We start from the raw sequence: 18,899 nt of genomic DNA, 5'->3' as shown, positions 1-18,899 counted from the left end.
AACGGGCCGCCCGGTTCAACCGTCCAGCAGGGCGGCCATCCACTCCTCGATTCCGTCGGCGGTGCGCGGCAGTGCGGACGACATGAGACGAGCGCCGTCGGCCGTGATCACGAGGTCGTCCTCTATCCGCACCCCGATCCCGCGCAGCGACCGGGGCAGCGTCTCGTCGTCGGGCTGGAGATAGAGCCCCGGTTCCACGGTCAGTACCTGGCCGACTTCCAGGCGTCCGTCCAGATAGCGGTCGGCGCGCGCCTGAGCGCAGTCGTGAAGGTCCATGCCGAGCATGTGACCGCTGCTGCAGAGCGTGTACCGGCGGTAGAAGCCGTTGTCGGCGTCGAGCGCCTCATCGGCGGACATCTGCAACACCCCCCATCCGTACAGCCCTTCGGCGATGACCCGCATGGCCGCCAGGTGGAAGTCACGGAATCGTGCCCCGGGGCGCAGGGCCGCGATGCCCGCTTCCTGCGCGGCGAGCACCAGCTCGTAGACGCCGCGTTGTGCGGGGGAGAAACGGCCGGACAGCGGCAGGGTGCGGGTGATGTCGGCGGTGTAGAGCGAATCGGTCTCCACCCCGGCGTCCAGTAGCAGCAACTGGTCGCGTTCCAGGGGGCCGTCATTGCGGATCCAGTGCAGGACACAGGCGTGCGCCCCGGCTGCGGCTATCGTGGAGTATCCAGGACCGTTCCCCTCCAGCCGGGCCCGCAGATCGAAGACGCCCTCGATCCAACGCTCACCGCGCGGGTGCCGCAGCGCCTGCGGAAGGCTCCGCACCACATCCTCGAATCCTGTCACCGTCGCATCGACGGCTTGCTGCAACTGGCCGGTCTCCCAAGGGTCCTTGACCAGTCGGAGCTCACTGAGCACTGCTTCCAGCCCTGCCGGCGCCGACCGTCGGCGCAACGAGCGGCAGGAACGCAGTAGTTCGTCGACGGCAGGGTCCACTCCTCCCAGCGCCCGCACCGGCGGCTGCGACCCGGTCAGCAGCTTCTCCCAGGCGTCCAGGTGTGCACAGCGGATGCCGGTCATCCGGGCGGCTTCCTCCAGGTCGGGTCTGCGCCCGACCCAGAACTCCCCGTATCTGCGGTCGCTGTAGAACTCGCGGCCGGTACGAGGTGACCGAGGCCGCAGATACAGCACTGCCTCGTGCCGCTCGTCGCCGTCGGGTTCCAGGACGAGGACGTGTCCGGCCTGGTCCTCGCCGGTGAGGCCGGTGAGCCAGGCGTAGCCGGTGTGCGGACGGAAGCGATGGTCGGTGTCGTTGGAGCGGACCGCGAGCGTGCCCGCCGGGATGACCAGGCGCTCGCCCGGGAAGCGGGCGGCGAGCCGGGCCCGGCGGGCCGGGGTGACGTCGTAAGAGGGGACCCGGATGTCCGCAGGCAGCGGGGTATCCGCCCACGCCGTGCTCATGAAGGCGTCCAGTGCGGGCGACACGGGAAGGTCATGGCTGCCGGTTCCGGGTGCGGGGAGGGAACGGGACACGGGCGATTTCTCCTCAAGGCTCTGTCGGGGCTCGGGGCTGCCCGGACAGCGGCTCGGTGGTCAGGGAACCGATGGCGGAGGCCGTCAGCGTGCGGGACGCCACTGAACTTCCGTACTGCGTCGGTGAGTTGTCGCGGAGATGAATGTGCGCGAGAGGGCTTCCAAAGAACATGTGACATGTGCCATTGTACAGCGCGCAGAGGGGATGAGGTCGTGTCCATGCCATAGCGCTCACCAGGACCCGACCCGAACCCACCCCCGCGCATTCCCCCACAGCCGCGCGAAGTTGCGCGGTCACCACTCCGCTGGGAGGCGGCAAGTGAAGAACCTGAGGGTTCGACAGAAGATAACCGGATTGTCCACTGCGGTTCTGGCGGCATGCCTGGGCGTAGGCCTGTTCACGGCACCGAGCCAGGCCGTCGAGCAACGCCCCGTCGCATCGGCCGCGACCCCCCACTCCCCGGACGCCGCTCAGAAACGGGCGGAGCCCCGGACCGAGGACCCCGGCGGCCCCACCGCCGAGGCGCTGACGGCACCCGCCGACGATGCCGCTCACGCCGAACGCAAGTCGCTCAAGGCCGCCGACCGGCCGCCGCTGTCCGCGTCCAAGGACGCGCTCAAGCGGGACTACGACGACCCGGCCACCGCGCTTCCGAGCCACCTGGCACCTTCGATGAAGGCCGAGAAGCAGGCCCGCGCCAAGAAGTCCGGCAAGGCCGCGGCCGAGTGCAACGTCACCGACTTCACCAACAACACCGGCGGCGCGCTGGTCGAGAAGGTCAAGGCGGCGACCACCGACTGCGTCAACACGCTGTTCCGTCTCCAGGGCCAGGACGGCTACCACGCCTTCCGCGAGGACCAGATGGTCACCATCGCCGATGCCATGCGCGACGCGTCGGCCTCCTACCCCGGTGACGCCACCACCGGCATGCCTCAGCTGATCCTCTTCCTCCGGGCCGGCTACTACGTGCAGTACTACGACCCCGACACCGTCGGAGAGTACGGGCCGCGCCTGCGCACGGCCATCCAGGGTGCGCTCGACGGCTTCTTCGGTTCCTCGCACGCCTTCGACGTCACCGACGCCAACGGCGAGAGCCTGTCCGAGGCGATCATCCTGGTCGACAGCGCCGAGGAGAACGCCCGCTACCTGAACATCGTCAAGCGGATGCTGGCCGACTACGACGAGTCGTACAACAGCTCCTGGTACATGCTCAACGCCGTGAACAGCGTGTACACGATCATGTTCCGCGGTCACCAGGTGCCCGAGTTCATCAGCGCCATCCAGGCCGATTCCAGCGTGCTGAACTCCCTGCACGACTTCGCCGCGAACCACGTCGACCTGCTGGGCACCAAGCAGTCGTTCCTGGCCTCCAACGCGGGACTCGAGCTCGGCCGCTTCCTCAAGGAGGACCCGCTGCGCGCCGAGGCGAGCCCGCTCGCGGTCGACCTGATGAGCAAGAGCTCCATCGACGGCCCCACCGCTCCGCTCTGGGTCAACCTGGCCAAGATGGTCGACGCCTACGACAAGGGCAACTGCGCCAAATACGACGCCTGTAACCTCGCGGAGCGTCTGGAGAAGGTCGTCCTGCCGGTGAAGCACACCTGTAGCGACAGCATCACCATCCGGGCGCAGGACATGGCCGCGGAGGAGCTCGAAGCCAGCTGCACCAGCCTGCGCAACCAGGACGCCTACTTCCACGGGGTGGCCCGGGACAACGGTGCGGTCGCCGACGACAACAACAAGACCATCGAGGTCGTGGCCTTCGACTCCAGCGCCGACTACCAGACCTACGCCGGAGTGATCTTCGGCATCGACACCAACAACGGCGGCATGTACCTGGAGGGCGACCCCAAGGTCGCGGGCAACCAGCCGCGGTTCATCGCCTACGAGGCCGAGTGGGCCCGTCCCGACTTCCAGATCTGGAACCTCAACCACGAGTACACGCACTACCTCGACGGCCGCTACAACATGTATGGCGACTTCGAGGCCGGAATGACCACGCCGACCGTCTGGTGGGTCGAGGGCTTCGCGGAGTTCGTCTCCTACTCGTACCGCAAGCTCGACTACAAGGCCGCCATCGCCCAGGCCGCGAACCGCACCTACCGCCTGAGCACCCTGTTCGACACCACCTACGAGAACGCCGACCAGACCCGCGTGTACAACTGGGGCTACCTGGCGGTCCGTTACATGCTCGAATCCCACCGCTCGGACATCGACACCCTGCTCGGCCTCTACCGCAAGGGTGACTGGGACGGCGCCCGCACCCTGCTCACGTCGACCATCGGCAGCCGTTACGACGCCGACTGGGACACCTGGCTGACCGCCTGCGCGGCCGGCGCCTGCGGCAGCGGGTCCACCAACCCGCCCGAGATCACTGAGTGCAAGGACGCCGACACCAGGCTGCTGGGCCGAAACTGCATGCGCAGCGAGCTGAAGGCCGTCAAGGGCGACTACGCCTACCTGGCCGTCCTCATCCCGGCCGGCATCACCCAGCTGAAGATCACCGCGTCCGGCGGCACGGGTGACGCCGACCTCTACTACAGCTCGGAGGAATGGGCGACCACCCGGGTCAACACCGACAAGTCCGTCGGGGCTGGTAACGAGCACACCCTGACCGTCAACAACCCGGCGCCGGGCTACCACTTCATCAGCCTCTACGGCAACGAGAAGTTCGACGGCGCCAAGGTCACCACCGAGTTCTGATCCCCACGACCCCCACGGTGTCGGCCGGCCGAGTGATGTTCCCGCTCGGCCGGCCGATACCGTCCCGGGGCGCGTCCGCCGGACCCGGCCCGGGGCTCACGACAGCCGCAGCGTGCCGGGCGTCGCGCCGTCCGCCAGGATCTCCACGATCAGGTCGAAGAGCGTCGGCCCCCGTCCGGCCAGGGCCTCGTCGAGCCGCTCCTGCATCGAGGGCCGGTTGGTGGGATGTGCCCGCTCCAGGCTCCGCCGCAGCTGACGGGCCGTCTCTTCGTGGCCCAGGGCCCGTGCGGAGAGAGCGTGGTCCCGCCACTCGAAGACGAAGTCACCGTCGTCCGGAGTGCCCATACCACCGCTGAGACAGTCCACGAGGGCGTCGAAATTGCGGCCGAAGTATCCGCCCGGGCCGTTCACGGCCTCGCCGATCACTTTCCAGAACTGCTCCAGGCCGGTGACCCGGGAGCCGTCGATCACATAGGTCACGGTCATGGGGGGAGGGTACAAGTCCGGCCGCTTCCGGCGGTCCGTGATCCGCGCCGCAGGTGGGGGGCTACGGCGCGGATCGGCTTGGAGGGCAGGGCTTCAGCAGCCCTGGTCGATCAGATCGAACGTGGCGTAGTGGTCGCTGGTGTAGTAGTCCTCCCGCACCTCTTCACCCGTGACGATCCGTCGCGCACCCCGGGTGGGGGAGCCGGGGGTGACGACCGTGTACTCGTGGTAGTAGCCGGTGCTCCGGCCGGGCAGGACTCCTTCACGGTTCTGGAAGACGGCGCCGTCCTGCGAGTAGGGGAACGGGCCGCCCGCGTCGATCAGTTCGAGGGTGTCGTGCGCCTGGGCAGGCAGCGCCGAGTAACAGATGCTGCCGACCGAGGTGGTGGCGGCCGTTGCGGTCGTGGGGACCGGGCCGCCGATGAAGAGGACGGACAGGAGGGCGGCAGCGCCGCCGAGCGTGGTGATCCGTGGGGGGATTCGCATAGCCACCATGATGACGCGCGTAGACATGTTCCCGTCAACGTCAACCGGTGTGAATTTTTTGGAAGTTAACCGGAGAGGAAGAAAGGTGACATCCATGTGTCCGCCGCTCCGGGCCGTGCCGTCCGTTCTCTGTTCACTTATTGATGAGTCGACAAGCGTGGCGGCCCGCCTCTGGGGCATGCATCCCCAGACGACGAGAAATCGAGAAGTCGAGAAGGGGGCGGTTCACTGTGCGGGCGGGGGAAACGATGGAGCGTCAGGGAGATGCCGATTCCATGGCGGACGGGGAGGCGCACGAGCCAGGGGCGCAGGGGCGGCAGCCGGTCCGGCTGCGTCGCAGACTGGCCCACACGGATCTGGCGGCCGTGAGCGAAGTGCGTGGTGCGTTACGGGAGTTCCTGCGATACCGGTGGCGGGCCGAGTCGGCCGAGGTGGCGGAGCTCCTGCTCAGCGAGCTGGTGACCAATGCGCTGATCCATACGAGGCACGGCGCGGTCGTCACGGTGAGTGCGGCACCGGCGAAACTACGGGTGGAGGTGCGGGACTTCGTATCCGGAATGCCCCTGTCGTACGTACCGAACGCCGACGACGGTACGCATGGCCGAGGGCTGATCCTGGTGCAGAGCCTCGCGGACGCCTGGGGGGTCAGCGCACACGCGCTGGGCAAGGTCGTCTGGTTCGAGCTGGACGGCGAAAAGCCCTGAGAGCCCGGAAGGGACCGGGCCATCAGGGCTTTTACTGACGGGATCAGCCGAACTGCTGCTCCAGGTCCTTCAGTTTCCGCTCCAGCGAATCGAGCCGGGGCAGTGCCTGCGTGTCGTCCTCGGCGGTGAGGTCGACCGTGACCGGATCATGGGAGTTCCGGTCCGAGGCGCTGGAACTCGGACCCGTCACGGCCTGCAGGGACGGCCGGGAGCGCAAGGGCAGTTGTCCGGGCTCGGCCGGCAGGGCGGGCTCCACGACGGACTGCGTGGAGCCCGTCGCGGGGGCGATGGCCTGAATGTCCACCTGGGTGCCGCCCCGGCCGACCCTGCGCCAGGCCCGGTTCTGCCGGTTCAGCGCCTTGATGCGGGCCCGGTCCAGCTTCTCCTGGTCCTTCCTGCGGAGACGGTTCTGCTCCTTCTCCCGCCGGTCCTCGCGTACCTCGTCGACCGCTTCGTCCAGAGTGCGTACGCCCTCCAGCAGCATCAGCGACCAGGCGCCGAAGGTCTCGCGGGGGGCGCGCAGCCACCGTACGATCCGGATCTGCGGCAGCGGACGGGGTACCAGGCCCTGTTCGCGCAGTGCGGCCCGGCGGGTCTGCTTCAGTGCCCGGTCGAAGAGCACGGCTGCCGAGAGCGACATCCCGGCGAAGAAGTGCGGGGCGCCCGCGTGGTCGATACCGCGCGGCGCGTGTACCCAGTTGAACCAGGCGGCCGCGCCGGCGAACGTCCATACGAGCAGCCGGGATCCGAGCGCCGCGTCACCGTGGCTGGCCTCGCGCACCGCGAGTACGGAACAGAACATCGCGGCCCCGTCGAGGCCGAACGGAACGAGATACTCCCAGCCCCCGGAGAGGCCGAGGTTCTGCTCGCCGAAGCCGACGAGCCCGTGGAAGGAGAGGGCGGCAGCGACGGCCGCGCAGCAGAACAGCAGGACGTACGAGGCGGTGGCATACAGCGCCTCCTTGCGTCTGCGACGCTCCTCGCTGCGCTCCCAGCTGTCGTCGGCCGCGGGATTGTCAGCGGCGCGCTTGCCGCGTGCGACCACCGCCACCGCCGCCAGGACTCCCACGAGCAGCACGGCGCCCGGAAGCAGCCAATTCAGCGATATGTCGGTCAGTCTCATGCGCGGTCCCTTGCGTCGCGTAGGGCATTTCGGGCGCCATGATTGCCGAAACCCCGTCACACTCAGGGGGTTTCGGGGCAAGAGAACGCCATTGGGTTGGCAGGGCATACGGATAGCCGGAATCTGATCGAATGTCCGTACACGGCCAGTGATCTGCGTTCGAATAGTACTACTCGTACGAGCGGTGTCGATCAATGAGTGGGCGTCAGTTTCCGTACACGCTCGGCGTCACAGGTGCGCGGGCAGGTGACACAGGTGTCCTCGGGGCGCAGCGTGTAGAAGAGACAGCAGCTCGCCCGGTCGCGGGTGGGCAGCGACTCGCCGTTCGGCCCGGTCAGTTCACGGAAGCCCGCCGAGCCCACGTACGGCTTCGTGGTGCCCGGCAGGAGCGCCTCCAGCTCGGTCATCGCGCGCCGCTCCTCGCCGAGCAGGTGGGCGATGTACCAGAGGCCCTCGACGACCTCGTCCGTCGCCATGCCCCACAACGCCCGCCTGCCGCGCCGCATCCGCGGCCCGAAGCCCTCCAGCACCGGACCGATGTGGTCGGCGACAGCGGCGAGCACTTCGGCCCGCAGCGCCACCTCGTCCGGGACCACCCGGGCGCCCGGCAGTCCGGCCGCCGGATCCTCCGGAAGGCAGGCGAATTCCCGTACACGGACGGTCAGATGGCCCAGAGCCCGCTGGAACGCCACATCCTTGACGGGGATCCGGGGCACCCGTCGGTGCAGGAACCACGGCACCGTCACCAGCAGGCAGGCGGGCCAGGCGTACCGGTGCAGCCCGAAGCTGGCGACCACATCGGGCCGGGGCTGCTGGCCGTAGTCCCGCAGCACCTGCGCGTGGTCCCAGGCGAGGAAGGCGTCGAGCGAGGCACCCCCCGCCGCCAACTCGTCCGCGCCCACCCAGCCGGCACCTCGAGGGGCGGCCTTGCCGTCCTCCAGCACCTCTGCACGGAGCCCGGGGAAGACCTCGGCCAGACGTGCGTACGCGCCCGTCACGGCGGACGCGGTGGTGCCGGGAAGCGGAGTGGCGAGTGTCATGCAGGGCCCACCGAATCGCGATCGTTTGCAGGTAAGCCTTACCTTACCCGAATGGATCGATGTTTGAACTGCGGCCTGCGCCGCCTATCGTGCACAGGGGCAAGGCGCACGCGAGCCGCGCCCACGGCAGGCCGAGGAGGTCCGAGTGGAGCAGGGCAGAGCGCGTGAGCAGGCGCGGCCGCCGTATGCGTCCGTCGCGTCCGCGACGACCCCGGCGTCCGTGCGCGTGCCCGAGCAGGCACGTGGCGAGCAGGTCCGTGGCGAGCACATCCACAGCGAGCCGCCCGTCCCGCGGCCGGCGGTGCAGCGGCACTCCGTACGCGGCCAGATCCTCGACGCCCTGCGCGCCGCGCTGGTCGACGGTCAGCTGGTTCCGGGGCAGGTCTACTCCGCTCCGGCTCTCGGCGCCCGCTTCGGGGTCTCAGCGACCCCGGTGCGCGAGGCGATGCAGCAGCTGGCCATCGAGGGCGCCGTCGAGGTCGTACCGAACCGCGGGTTCCGGGTGTCCCAGCGGGGCCCGCGCGAGCTGGCCGAGCTGGCCGAGGTGCGGGCCCTGATCGAGGTCCCCGTCATGCTGCGGCTGGCCCGCACCGTCCCGCCGGCCCGCTGGTGCGCCCTGCGCCCGCTGGCCGAAGCCACGGTTGCGGCGGCCGCCGTGGGCGACCGGGCGAGTTACGCCGAGACCGACCGGGCCTTCCACGGCGCGGTCCTCGCGCTCTGCGGCAACGAGCAGTTGGTGATGGTCGCCGACGACCTGCACCGCCGCTCCCAGTGGCCTCTGGGAAACACCCCCGCCACCCGCCGCGCCGACCTGCTCGCCGACGCCGCCGAGCACACCGCCCTGCTCGATGCGCTCATCGCCCAGGACCTGACCGTGGTGCAGTCGCTCGTACGCGAACACTTCACCGGCGCCGAGACCTGACGTCACACGGGCCCTCCGGGGCTCAGTTCGCCTCGGCCGTCTCCGGGGGCGGCGGGTCCAGGTGCGGAGCCAGCCAGGTCGGAACGCCCCCGAGCAGCCGGAAGAGCCGGCCCGCCTCGGCGCGCAGCCGGGTCGCCGCCTCCGGTTCCGGCTCGGAGTCCGCCAGCGCGATGAGGGCCGGAGCCGTACCGATCAGATAGCCCAGCTCCTCCCTTATCCGCAGGGACTCGGCGAAACCGTGCCGCGCCTCCGCCAGTTCGCCCTCGCGCAGGGCGAGCAGAGCGAGATGGCGCCAGGTCGAGGAGAGCAGCAACGCGTCGCCCTGGGCGGTGGCGCCGGCGTGGGCTCTGCGGTACGCGGCACGCGCGGCCTCCGGCGAGTCGGCGATGTTCTGCGCGATCAGGCCCCGGCGGAAGTCCAGCAGCGGACGTCCCGGAGCCGACGGGGAGAGCAGGGCGGCGGCCCGGCTCAGGGCGACGCTGGCCTCGTCGGCCCGGTCCCGTACGCCGAGAAGCGTCGACGCGTAGGCCAGATGGCCACGTTCACAGGCAGCCGCGCCGCGTTCGGCGTCGTCGTGGGCCAGCGCCTCGGCGGTGCGCAGGGCGTCCTCGGCGTCGGTCCAGCCCTGCCCGGTGTACAGGCAACGCTCGGTCAGCAGGGCGGTGCGCTGGAGTGCCGCTGCCGGATCGGTGGCGGCGTCGTGTTCCAGCAGCGCGGCGGCGTCCGTCCAGCAGGCGCGTGACCGCAGCCGCCATACCGCTGTCTGGAGCGGCGGATCGTCATCTGCTGTCGTTCCGGAACCAGACATGGCGGTATGCGCCACATTGCCCTCCCCGAGCGCGCCATCGAGCTGTTGAGTCTGGCCGCATCTCAGCACGGAATGGCACGCCGGGCCAAGGGGTCGGGTCAATGTCAGGTGAAAGATTTCACAAACGCCCGGACCCGCCGAGAGCCGCGGCGGGGCCCGGAAGTCAGCTCATACGCAGGGCGAGGAAGAAATCGAGCTTGTCCTCCAGGCGCGAAAGGTCACGCCCCGTCAACTGCTCGATTCGCCCGACCCGGTAGCGCAACGTGTTGACGTGCAGATGGAGCCGGGACGCGCAGCGCGTCCAGGAACCGTCGCAGTCCAGGAACGCCTCCAGCGTCGGGATCAGCTCCGCGCGATGGCGCCGGTCGTAGTCGCGCAGCGGGTCGAGCAGCCGTGCGGTGAACGCGCGGCGCACATCGTCGGGGACGAACGGCAGCAGCAGTACGTGCGAGGCCAGCTCGTGGTGCCCGGCCGCGCAGACCCTGCCGGGGCGGGCCGCCGCCACCCGGCGGGCGTGCCGGGCCTCCTCCAGGGCGCCGCGCAGGCCCTCGGGGGAGTGCACGGCCGCGCTGACACCCAGTGTCAGCCGGCCGTCGTCGGCGAGGCCGGCGGAGAGCGGTTCGCGGACGGCGGCGAGCAGCACATCGGCGTGCAGCGCGGAATCCTCGTCGGTGGAGGCCTCGGCGGGCGCCAGGTCCGGGCCGGAGTCGTGGGCCGGTGCGGGCGCGGTGACGGCGGGCAGGGGTACGAGGGCGACGGCCTCGTCGCCCGTGTGGGCGACCGCGATCCGGTCCGCGGAGTCGGGGCCGGTGACCGCGGGGTCGACCAGGATCTCCTCCAGCAGCGCCTGGGCGACCGGGCCGCCCGCGACGGCGGAGCCGGAGCTGCCGGCCGGGGCGCCCGTCGCGGCGGAGCCCTCTGCGACACCCCATTCGACCCGCGCCACCACGACCTGCCAGTGCGGTGCGCTCCCCAGACCCGGGAGCAGCACCGGGGCGGCGACCCGCAGCCTGGCGGCGATCTCGGCCGGCGGGGCGCCCGTCTGGACCAGTTCGAGGACTTCCTGGGCAAGCCTGCGGCGTACCGTACGGGCCGCGTCGCGCCGGTCCCGTTCGACCGCGATCAGCTGGGTGACGCCCTGGAGCAGATCCAGCCGGGCGGGCGGCCAGTCGCTCGCGTCCGCCTCGACCGCGAGCAGCCAGTCGGAGAGCACCGACTCGCGCACATCGCGGGAGGCGGGGACCGGGCCCCGCCCGGCATTCCGGATCGGGAAGAGCGAATACGTGGTGCCGCCGACCGTGGCCCGGTGCGGGGCCCGGCGGCCGGTGCGGGTGGCGGCCAGATGGTGGCCGGCGAGCGCCGCGCCGACCGGTCCGGCCAGCGGTGCGTCACCGGCGCCCGCGATCTGCCGGCCGGTGGGGGAGAGCACCCAGGCGTGCAGGTCGAGGTCGGATCCGAGCAGATCGAGGACCACCTCGGGCCCACCGCCCGCCGGGCCCGAGGTCATGAGCCTGCGGTGCCGGTCCACGACCGCGGCCAGATCGCCCGCACGCTCCCCGGAGACCTGGCGCACCACGTACTCGGTGATCGTTGCGAACGCGACGGTCTCATGGACGGCGAAGAGCGGCAGGTGATGCCGCTCGCACGCCTCGATCAGATCGCCCGGGATCTCGCCGAGCTCCGCCTCGCCCGCCGCGAGCCCGGCGACCCCGGCGCCCGCCAGGATCCGTACGAACGGTTCCGAGTCCGTCGCGTCCCGGCGCCAGGCCAGGCCCGTCAGGACCAGCTCGCCGCCCGACAGATAGCGGCTGGGATCCCGCAGGTCGGTGGTCATCACGCCGCGGACGGACCGGTCCAGCTCGTCCTCGCCGCCGAGCAGCCGCAGGCCCAGCGCGTCGGTCTCCAGCAGTGCGCGCAGCCGCATCTCGTCGCCGCCGATCTCTTTCGTTGGTGCGGGTGAAAACTGGGTATTGCGGTGAGGTTACTGACCCCCGCCATTCGTTCGAATCTACAAGACGAGGAGATCGACCAGCCAACTCCTTCATGGTTTCGGTGACTGCACCGGGTGGAGCACGGCTTGTGTACTTGGCCCCACACCGCGTTAACAACACATGAACGACCAGTCGAGGGCCGGCCGTCCCCAGCCCCAGCGAACGACCGATTGAGAAGAAGAGAGCCACTCATGGACTTCCTTCGCCCCGCCAGCTGGGAGGAGGCGCTCGCCGCCAAGGCCGAGCACCCGACGGCTGTGCCCATTGCGGGTGGCACCGATGTGATGGTCGAGATCAACTTCGACCACCGGCGGCCCGAGTACCTCCTGGACCTGAACCGCATCGGAGAGCTGTCCGAATGGGACGTGGGCCAGGAGAACGTACGGCTCGGTGCCTGTGTCCCCTACAGCCACATCATGGAGCATCTGCGCGCCGAGCTGCCCGGACTGGCAATCGCCTCGCACACCGTCGCCTCGCCGCAGATCCGCAACCGCGGCGGCGTCGGCGGCAACCTGGGCACCGCGTCGCCCGCCGGGGACGCGCACCCGGCGCTGCTGGCCGCGGGCGCCGAGGTCGAGGCCGAATCCGTACGCGGGACCAGGATGATCCCGATCGACGCCTTCTACACCGGCGTCAAGCGCAACGCTCTGGAACCGGACGAGCTGATCCGGGCCGTGCACATCAAGAAGGCCGACGGACCGCAGCAGTACTCCAAGGTCGGCACCCGCAACGCGATGGTCATCGCGGTCTGTGCCTTCGGCCTGGCCCTGCACCCCGAGACCCGCACGGTCCGCACCGGCATCGGCTCGGCCGCCCCCACACCCGTACGGGCGAAGGAGGCCGAGGAATTCCTGAACGCCGCACTCGAAGAGGGCGGATTCTGGGACAGCCGCACGATCATCACCCCGTCCATCGCCAAGCAGTTCGCCGCGCTCGCCGCCGGTGCCTGCAACCCGATCGACGATGTACGCGGCACCGCGAGCTATCGCAGGCACGCCGTCGGGATCATGGCCCGCCGGACCCTCGGCTGGACCTGGGAGTCGTACCGCGGCAACGGCCGCAGCACCGAAGGAGCTGCCTGATCATGCGCGTCAATTTCACGGTCAACGGCCGCAGGCACGAGGCGGACGACGTCTGGGAGGGCGAGTCCCTCCTCTATGTGCTGCGTGAGCGGATGGGCCTGCCCGGTTCGAAGAACGCCTGCGAGCAGGGCGAGTGCGGTTCGTGCACAGTCCGTCTGGACGGTGTCTTGGTCTGCTCCTGTCTGGTCGCCGCGGGCCAGGTGGAGGGCCGCGAGGTCGTCACCGTAGAAGGTCTCGCGGACTTCGCCGCCCACCGCTCCCAGGCACACCCCGGCAGCGGCTGTGCTTCCGGCGCCTGTGGCACCGCACTCGACAAGGCCCGGCAGTGGGAGGCCAAGCCGGCCGGCGAGGATACCCGGGACACCGGTGAACTCTCCCCGATCCAGCAGGCGTTCATCGACGCGGGCGCCGTCCAGTGCGGTTTCTGCACCCCCGGTCTGCTGGTCGCCGCCGACGAGCTGCTGGAGCGCAACGCGCAGCCGTCCGACGCGGACATCCGCGAGGCGCTCTCCGGCAACCTCTGCCGCTGCACCGGCTACGAGAAGATCCTCGACGCGGTCCGTCTCGCGGCCGCCCGCGCGGAAGAAACGGTCTGACGATGGGCGTTACCGGCAACCCCACCAGCATCAACCAGGGCACCCGCACCAAGGGCGGCATCGGTGAGTCCACGCTGCGCCCCGACGGCATCCTGAAGGTCACCGGCGAGTTCGCGTACTCCTCCGACATGTGGCACGAGGACATGCTCTGGGGCCACACGCTGCGCTCCACGGTCGCGCACGCCGAGATCGTCTCCATCGACACCTCGGAAGCGCTCGCCACGTCCGGCGTCTACGCCGTACTCACCTACGACGACCTGCCGACCTCCGTGAAGAACTACGGGCTCGAGATCCAGGACACCCCGGTCCTCGCCCACGGCAAGGTCCGTCACCACGGTGAACCGGTGGCGCTCGTCGCCGCCGACCACCCTGAGACGGCCCGCCGTGCCGCCGCGAAGATCAAGATCGACTACCGCGAGCTGCCTGTCATCACCGACGAGGCGTCCGCCACCGCCCCCGACGCCGTCCTCGTCCACGAGGGACGCAACGACCACCACGCCGGGCACGTCCCCCACCCGAACATCGTCCACCGCCAGCCCATCGTCCGCGGCGACGCGGACGCGGCGGCGGCCCGCGCCGATGTCATCGTGAGCGGGGAGTACGTCTTCGGCATGCAGGACCAGGCCTTCCTCGGCCCCGAGTCCGGTCTGGCCGTGCCCGCCGAGGACGGCGGCGTCGACCTGTACGTCGCCACCCAGTGGCTGCACTCCGACCTGCGCCAGATCGCCCCCGTACTCGGCCTGCCCGAGGACAAGGTCCGCATGACGCTCTCCGGCGTCGGCGGCGCCTTCGGCGGCCGCGAGGACCTGTCGATGCAGATCCACGCCTGCCTGCTCGCCCTGCGCACCGGCAAGCCGGTCAAGATCGTCTACAACCGGTTCGAGTCCTTCTTCGGGCATGTGCACCGTCACCCCGCCAAGCTCTGGTACGAGCACGGCGCCACCCGCGACGGCAAGCTGACCCATATGAGATGTCGCATCGTACTGGACGGTGGAGCTTATGCCTCCGCTTCCCCGGCCGTCGTCGGCAACGCCTCCTCGCTCAGCGTCGGCCCTTACGTCATCGACGACGTCGACATCGAGGCCATCGCGCTCTACACCAACAATCCGCCGTGCGGCGCCATGCGCGGCTTCGGCGCGGTCCAGGCATGCTTCGCCTACGAGGCCCAGATGGACAAGCTCGCCGCCGAACTCTCCATGGATCCGGTCGAGTTCAGGCAGCTCAACGCCATGGAGCAGGGCACTCTCCTGCCGACCGGACAGGTCGTCGACTCGCCCGCCCCGGTCGCCGAGCTGCTGCGCCGGGTCAAGGCCAGGCCGCTGCCGCCCGAGCGCCAGTGGGAGGTGGCCGGCGAGCAGGCCGATGTACGGGCCCTGCCCGGCGGACTGTCCAACACCACCCACGGCGAAGGCGTCGTACGCGGCGTCGGCTACGCGGTCGGTCTCAAGAACGTCGGCTTCTCCGAGGGCTTCGACGACTACTCCACCGCCCGGGTGCGCATGGAGGTCATCGGCGGCGAACCTGTCGTGACCGTGCACACCGCGATGGCCGAGGTCGGGCAGGGCGGTGTCACCGTCCACGCCCAGATCGCCCGTACCGAACTCGGCGTCGCCCAGGTCACCATCCACCCGGCCGACACCCAGGTCGGCTCGGCCGGCTCCACCTCCGCCTCCCGGCAGACGTATGTCACCGGCGGCGCGGTGAAGCACTCCTGCGAGGCAGTCCGCGAGAAGGTCCTGGAGATGGGCCGCCGCAAGTTCGGCACGTATCACCCCGCCTGGGCCACCGCCGAACTGCTCCTGGAAGGCGGCAAGGTCGTCACCGACGGCGGCGAGGTGCTGGCCGATCTGGTCGACGTGCTGGAGGACGAGGCGGTCGACATCGAGCTGGAGTGGCGTCACCGGCCCACCGAGGCGTTCGACCTCCGTACCGGACAGGGCAACGGCCATGTCCAGTACTCCTTCGCCGCCCACCGCGCGGTCGTCGAGGTCGACACCGAACTCGGCCTGGTCAAGGTCATCGAACTGGCCTGCGCCCAGGACGTCGGCAAGGCCCTCAATCCGCTGTCCGTCGAGGGACAGATCCAGGGCGGTACCACCCAGGGCCTGGGCGTCGCCGTCATGGAGGAGATCATCGTCGACCCGAAGACCGCGAAGGTGCGCAACCCGTCCTTCACGGACTATCTGATCCCCACCATCCTCGACACCCCGACGATCCCGGTCGATGTCCTCGAACTCGCCGACGACCACGCCCCGTACGGGCTCCGTGGCATCGGTGAGGCCCCCACCCTCTCGTCGACCCCGGCCGTTCTCGCGGCGATCCGGAACGCGACGGGCCTGGAGCTCAACAGGACGCCGGTACGCCCCGAGCACATCACCGGCACCTGAGCCACCGCTCCCTCCTGAGCTCTCCGGGCGGTGCGTGCCTCCCAGGAACGTCACACTTCCGTCGCCCGCGCCGCCCGGAGTACCCAAGTGCCGTCCCGCTCACGGCCATTGATTCCACCATGCACCGAGGAAAGGGCAGTACTCCGCAGTACCGCAGTGCCAGCAGTGCGGGTGACACCGCATGCAACACGTCACACGTCAGATTCCACTCTGCATGAACAGTTCGTCTCGGGCCGTCCCCCGGGTCGTGCCGCCAGCGCAGTCATCCCAAATCCCGCATATCGATTCTTCATCGCGGGTGCCCCTGTGAACCTTGGGAGTCAGGCATCATGACCCAGCAGTCAGTGGAGCCCAGGACCAGTGCGGAGGATGCGGGCCCGGGCTCGCGCATCCCCGCCGGAAGATCCTGGCTCGACCGGTACTTCCACATCTCCGACCGTGGCTCCACCGTCGCACGAGAAGTGCGCGGCGGCATCACCACCTTCATGGCGATGTGTTACATCCTTCTGCTCAACCCGCTCCTGTTGTCCGGCCCGGACGCGGCGGGCCACCGCCTCAGCCACGCCGGGCTGATCACGGCGACCGCGCTCGCCGCAGCCGTCTCCACCCTGCTGATGGGTTTCATCGGCAAGGTGCCGCTCGCTCTCGCCGCGGGGCTCTCCGTCTCCGGCGTGCTCGCCACCCAGGTGGCACCCCACATGACCTGGCCGCAGGCCATGGGCATGTGTGTGATGTACGGCGCGGTGATCGTGCTGCTGGTGGTCACCGGGCTGCGCGAGATCATCATGAACGCGATACCTCTGGCGCTGAAGCACGGCATCACCATCGGCATCGGCCTGTTCATCGCGCTGATCGGCCTGGTCAACGCCGGCTTCGTCGGTAAGGGCGCCCCGGTCACGCTCGGCGTGGGCGGGCAGCTCTCCGGCTGGCCCGTACTGCTCTTCTGCGTCACCCTGCTGCTCATCTTCATGCTCCAGGCCCGTAATGTGCCCGGCGCGATCCTGATCGGGATCGTGGTCGGCACGATCCTCGCCGTCGTCGTCAACGCCGTCGGTGACATCAGCCCCGAGGCATGGGGCGGCAGCGCACCCGAACTGCAGGGCAGCGCCGTCTCGATGCCGGACTTCGGACTCTTCGGTCATGTCGAGTTCGGCGGCTGGGGCGACATCGGCGTCATGACCGTCGGCATGATCGTCTTCACTCTGGTACTGGCCGGCTTCTTCGACGCGATGGCGACCATCATCGGCGTCGGTACGGAGGCCGGGCTCGCCGACAGCAAGGGCCGGATGCCGGGCCTGTCCAAGGCGCTGTTCATCGACGGCGCGGGCGGCGCGATCGGCGGTGTCTCCGGAGCCTCCGGCCAGACCGTCTTCATCGAGTCGGCGACCGGCGTCGGCGAGGGGGCCCGCACGGGTCTGTCCTCCGTCGTCACCGGTGTGCTCTTCGCCGCCGGACTGTTCTTCACCCCGCTCGCCCAGATCGTGCCGGGGCCGATCGCCGCCGCCGCGCTGGTCGTCATCGGCGCGATGATGATGCAGAACGCCCGCCATGTCGACTGGGGCGACCGCTCCGTCGCAGTGCCGGTCTTCCTGACCGTGGCCCTGATGCCGTTCACGTACTCCATCACCGCCGGAGTCGGCGCCGGAGTGATCTCCTTCGCCGCGATCAAGGCGGCGCAGGGCAAGTTCCGTGAGGTCGGTGCCTTCATGTGGGTGCTGACCGGCGTGTTCGTCGTGTACTTCGCGCTCAGCCCGATCGAGAGCTGGATCGGCGCCAAGTAGGACCGGCCCGCACAAGGCTCCTCCGCCCCTCCGCACACCCGTAGAAGGAGAACGCCATGCTGGACATCGCCGAAGAGCTCAGCCGGTGGGTCGAGCAGGGGCGCGACTTCGCCGTGGCCACTGTTGTGGCGGTCGGCGGCAGCGCGCCCCGGCAGCCGGGAGCCGCCCTCGCCGTCGACCGCGACGGCACGGCGATCGGATCGGTCTCCGGCGGGTGTGTGGAGGGAGCGGTGTACGAACTGTGCGGGCAGGCGCTGGACGACGGAATCACCGTGCGCGAACAGTTCGGCTACAGCGACGAGGACGCTTTCGCGGTCGGACTGACCTGCGGCGGCGTCATCGACATCCTGGTGACACCGGTCCGTGCGGACGACCCCGCACGGGCGGTGTTCGCCGCCGCGCTCGCCGCCGCCGCTCGGGGTCGGGCGGCAGCGGTCGCCAGGATCACCGGCGGGCCCGCGGAACTCATCGGCCGCCCCCTCCTCGTCCACCCCGACGGCTCGTACGAGGGCGGCCTCGGCGGACACCCGGAGCTGGACCGCACCGCTGCGGCCGACGCCCGCGCGATGCTGGACGCCGGCCGCACCGGCTCCGTCACCATCGGCGCCGAGGGCTCGCGCTGCGGACAACCGCTCACCCTGCTCGTCGAATCGAGCGTCCCGCCGCCCCGGATGATCGTCTTCGGGGCCATCGACTTCGCCTCGGCACTGGTCCGGGCGGGAAAGTTCCTCGGGTACCACGTCACATTGTGCGACGCTCGCCCCGTCTTCGCCACGAAGGCCCGCTTCCCGCAGGCCGACGAGCTGGTCGTCGACTGGCCGCACCGCTATCTCGCGACGACCGACGTCGACGCGCGCACCGTCCTGTGTGTCCTCACCCACGACGCCAAGTTCGATGTTCCGCTGCTGGAGCTGGCGTTGAGGCTGCCGGTGGCGTACATCGGAGCGATGGGCTCGCGCCGTACCCATCTGGAGCGCAGCGACCGGCTGCGTGACGTCGGCGTCACGGAGCTGGAACTGGCCAGGCTGCACTCGCCGATCGGCCTCGACCTCGGCGCCCGTACCCCTGAGGAGACCGCACTGTCGATCGCCGCCGAAATCGTCGCCGACCGGCGCGGCGGCAGCGGCGTACCGCTCAAGGGCGCGCACACCCCGATCCACCACGAGGGCGGCCGGCCGCCGACCGGACTGATCACATCCGTGGCCTGAACCATCCCCTGAACCATCATGGCCCGAGGGCGGGTTGCCGCCACGGCGGCTTCACGCCAGGTGTGAACTCAACCGTAGCTTCGATTTTGCCTTTAGATCTGC

At 69.9% G+C, this 18,899-nt stretch carries 15 protein-coding genes; 8 read left to right on the top strand and 7 right to left on the bottom strand.

The genetic code is table 11. From position 1 onward, the window contains the following. Positions 1–15: 15 nt before the first annotated feature. On the bottom strand, positions 16–1,479 hold the full coding sequence (locus GA0115254_RS16125; protein ID WP_256102603.1) for an aminopeptidase P family protein: 1,464 nt from the start codon (positions 1,477–1,479) through the stop codon (positions 16–18). A gap of 319 nt (positions 1,480–1,798) precedes the next feature. On the opposite strand from GA0115254_RS16125, the gene GA0115254_RS16120 reads away from it, so the two are divergent. Beyond that, positions 1,799–4,183, top strand: coding sequence for a M9 family metallopeptidase (locus GA0115254_RS16120; RefSeq protein ID WP_370740880.1), 2,385 nt, complete (start codon positions 1,799–1,801; stop codon positions 4,181–4,183). A 96-nt stretch (positions 4,184–4,279) separates the two neighbouring features. Here the strand turns inward: GA0115254_RS16120 and GA0115254_RS16115 are convergent, their stop codons facing one another. Beyond that, complete coding sequence (locus GA0115254_RS16115) at positions 4,280–4,669, bottom strand: barstar family protein (protein WP_093895974.1); 390 nt, start codon at positions 4,667–4,669, stop codon at positions 4,280–4,282. Positions 4,670–4,762: 93 nt separating this feature from the next. Then, positions 4,763–5,155, bottom strand: coding sequence for a guanyl-specific ribonuclease (locus GA0115254_RS16110; protein WP_093895973.1), 393 nt, complete (start codon positions 5,153–5,155; stop codon positions 4,763–4,765). A gap of 341 nt (positions 5,156–5,496) precedes the next feature. Here GA0115254_RS16110 and GA0115254_RS16105 point away from each other — a divergent pair, with 341 nt between their 5' ends. Then, on the top strand, positions 5,497–5,859 hold the full coding sequence (locus GA0115254_RS16105; protein ID WP_093896004.1) for an ATP-binding protein: 363 nt from the start codon (positions 5,497–5,499) through the stop codon (positions 5,857–5,859). 43 nt (positions 5,860–5,902) lie between these two features. Here the strand turns inward: GA0115254_RS16105 and GA0115254_RS16100 are convergent, their stop codons facing one another. Both GA0115254_RS16100 and GA0115254_RS16095 read right to left on the bottom strand, forming a co-directional pair. Further along, complete coding sequence (locus tag GA0115254_RS16100; protein WP_093895972.1) at positions 5,903–6,982, bottom strand: DUF2637 domain-containing protein; 1,080 nt, start codon at positions 6,980–6,982, stop codon at positions 5,903–5,905. Between the two features lie 191 nt (positions 6,983–7,173). Further along, positions 7,174–8,022, bottom strand: a complete 849-nt coding sequence (locus tag GA0115254_RS16095) for a (2Fe-2S)-binding protein (RefSeq protein WP_093895971.1) — start codon at positions 8,020–8,022, stop codon at positions 7,174–7,176. Between the two features lie 145 nt (positions 8,023–8,167). Here GA0115254_RS16095 and GA0115254_RS16090 point away from each other — a divergent pair, with 145 nt between their 5' ends. Continuing rightward, the gene (locus GA0115254_RS16090; RefSeq protein WP_093895970.1) at positions 8,168–8,944 is read left to right on the top strand and encodes a GntR family transcriptional regulator; all 777 of its coding nucleotides are present in this window, start codon (positions 8,168–8,170) and stop codon (positions 8,942–8,944) included. A gap of 22 nt (positions 8,945–8,966) precedes the next feature. Here GA0115254_RS16090 and GA0115254_RS16085 read toward each other — a convergent pair whose 3' ends face one another. Together GA0115254_RS16085 and GA0115254_RS16080 are read right to left on the bottom strand one after the other, a co-directional pair. Beyond that, a complete protein-coding gene (locus GA0115254_RS16085; RefSeq protein WP_093895969.1) occupies positions 8,967–9,752 on the bottom strand; it encodes a hypothetical protein in 786 nt (261 codons plus the stop codon). A gap of 163 nt (positions 9,753–9,915) precedes the next feature. Then, complete coding sequence (locus GA0115254_RS16080; protein ID WP_093895968.1) at positions 9,916–11,676, bottom strand: PucR family transcriptional regulator; 1,761 nt, start codon at positions 11,674–11,676, stop codon at positions 9,916–9,918. Positions 11,677–11,934: 258 nt separating this feature from the next. On the opposite strand from GA0115254_RS16080, the gene GA0115254_RS16075 reads away from it, so the two are divergent. The 5 genes from GA0115254_RS16075 (at position 11,935) to GA0115254_RS16055 (ending at position 18,797) form a co-directional block, all read left to right on the top strand. Next, positions 11,935–12,825, top strand: a complete 891-nt coding sequence (locus tag GA0115254_RS16075) for an FAD binding domain-containing protein (RefSeq protein ID WP_093895967.1) — start codon at positions 11,935–11,937, stop codon at positions 12,823–12,825. 2 nt (positions 12,826–12,827) lie between these two features. Continuing rightward, on the top strand, positions 12,828–13,421 hold the full coding sequence (locus tag GA0115254_RS16070) for a (2Fe-2S)-binding protein (protein WP_093895966.1): 594 nt from the start codon (positions 12,828–12,830) through the stop codon (positions 13,419–13,421). Positions 13,422–13,423: 2 nt separating this feature from the next. Next, positions 13,424–15,808 carry a xanthine dehydrogenase subunit D gene (gene pucD, locus GA0115254_RS16065; protein WP_093895965.1) on the top strand — a complete coding sequence of 795 codons (2,385 nt, stop codon included), beginning with the start codon at positions 13,424–13,426 and terminating at the stop codon, positions 15,806–15,808. Between the two features lie 329 nt (positions 15,809–16,137). After that, positions 16,138–17,589 carry an NCS2 family permease gene (locus GA0115254_RS16060; RefSeq protein WP_093895964.1) on the top strand — a complete coding sequence of 484 codons (1,452 nt, stop codon included), beginning with the start codon at positions 16,138–16,140 and terminating at the stop codon, positions 17,587–17,589. Between the two features lie 56 nt (positions 17,590–17,645). After that, the gene (locus GA0115254_RS16055; RefSeq protein ID WP_093895963.1) at positions 17,646–18,797 is read left to right on the top strand and encodes an XdhC family protein; all 1,152 of its coding nucleotides are present in this window, start codon (positions 17,646–17,648) and stop codon (positions 18,795–18,797) included. Positions 18,798–18,899 lie beyond the last annotated feature (102 nt).

The organism is Streptomyces sp. Ncost-T10-10d (assembly GCF_900091955.1).
In the GTDB taxonomy this organism is placed as follows: Bacteria; Actinomycetota; Actinomycetes; order Streptomycetales; family Streptomycetaceae; genus Streptomyces.
This window is presented reverse-complemented; position numbering and strand designations above follow the sequence as displayed.

Coding starts and splice junctions, on each gene's coding strand:
- GA0115254_RS16110 (WP_093895973.1), bottom strand. CDS start 5,155: ATGCGAATCCCCCCACGGATCACCACGCTCGGCGGCGCTGCCGCCCTC.
- GA0115254_RS16085 (WP_093895969.1), bottom strand. CDS start 9,752: ATGTCTGGTTCCGGAACGACAGCAGATGACGATCCGCCGCTCCAGACA.
- GA0115254_RS16080 (WP_093895968.1), bottom strand. CDS start 11,676: ATGCGGCTGCGCGCACTGCTGGAGACCGACGCGCTGGGCCTGCGGCTG.
- GA0115254_RS16095 (WP_093895971.1), bottom strand. CDS start 8,022: ATGACACTCGCCACTCCGCTTCCCGGCACCACCGCGTCCGCCGTGACG.
- pucD (WP_093895965.1), top strand. CDS start 13,424: ATGGGCGTTACCGGCAACCCCACCAGCATCAACCAGGGCACCCGCACC.
- GA0115254_RS16100 (WP_093895972.1), bottom strand. CDS start 6,982: ATGAGACTGACCGACATATCGCTGAATTGGCTGCTTCCGGGCGCCGTG.
- GA0115254_RS16055 (WP_093895963.1), top strand. CDS start 17,646: ATGCTGGACATCGCCGAAGAGCTCAGCCGGTGGGTCGAGCAGGGGCGC.
- GA0115254_RS16075 (WP_093895967.1), top strand. CDS start 11,935: ATGGACTTCCTTCGCCCCGCCAGCTGGGAGGAGGCGCTCGCCGCCAAG.
- GA0115254_RS16115 (WP_093895974.1), bottom strand. CDS start 4,669: ATGACCGTGACCTATGTGATCGACGGCTCCCGGGTCACCGGCCTGGAG.
- GA0115254_RS16070 (WP_093895966.1), top strand. CDS start 12,828: ATGCGCGTCAATTTCACGGTCAACGGCCGCAGGCACGAGGCGGACGAC.
- GA0115254_RS16060 (WP_093895964.1), top strand. CDS start 16,138: ATGACCCAGCAGTCAGTGGAGCCCAGGACCAGTGCGGAGGATGCGGGC.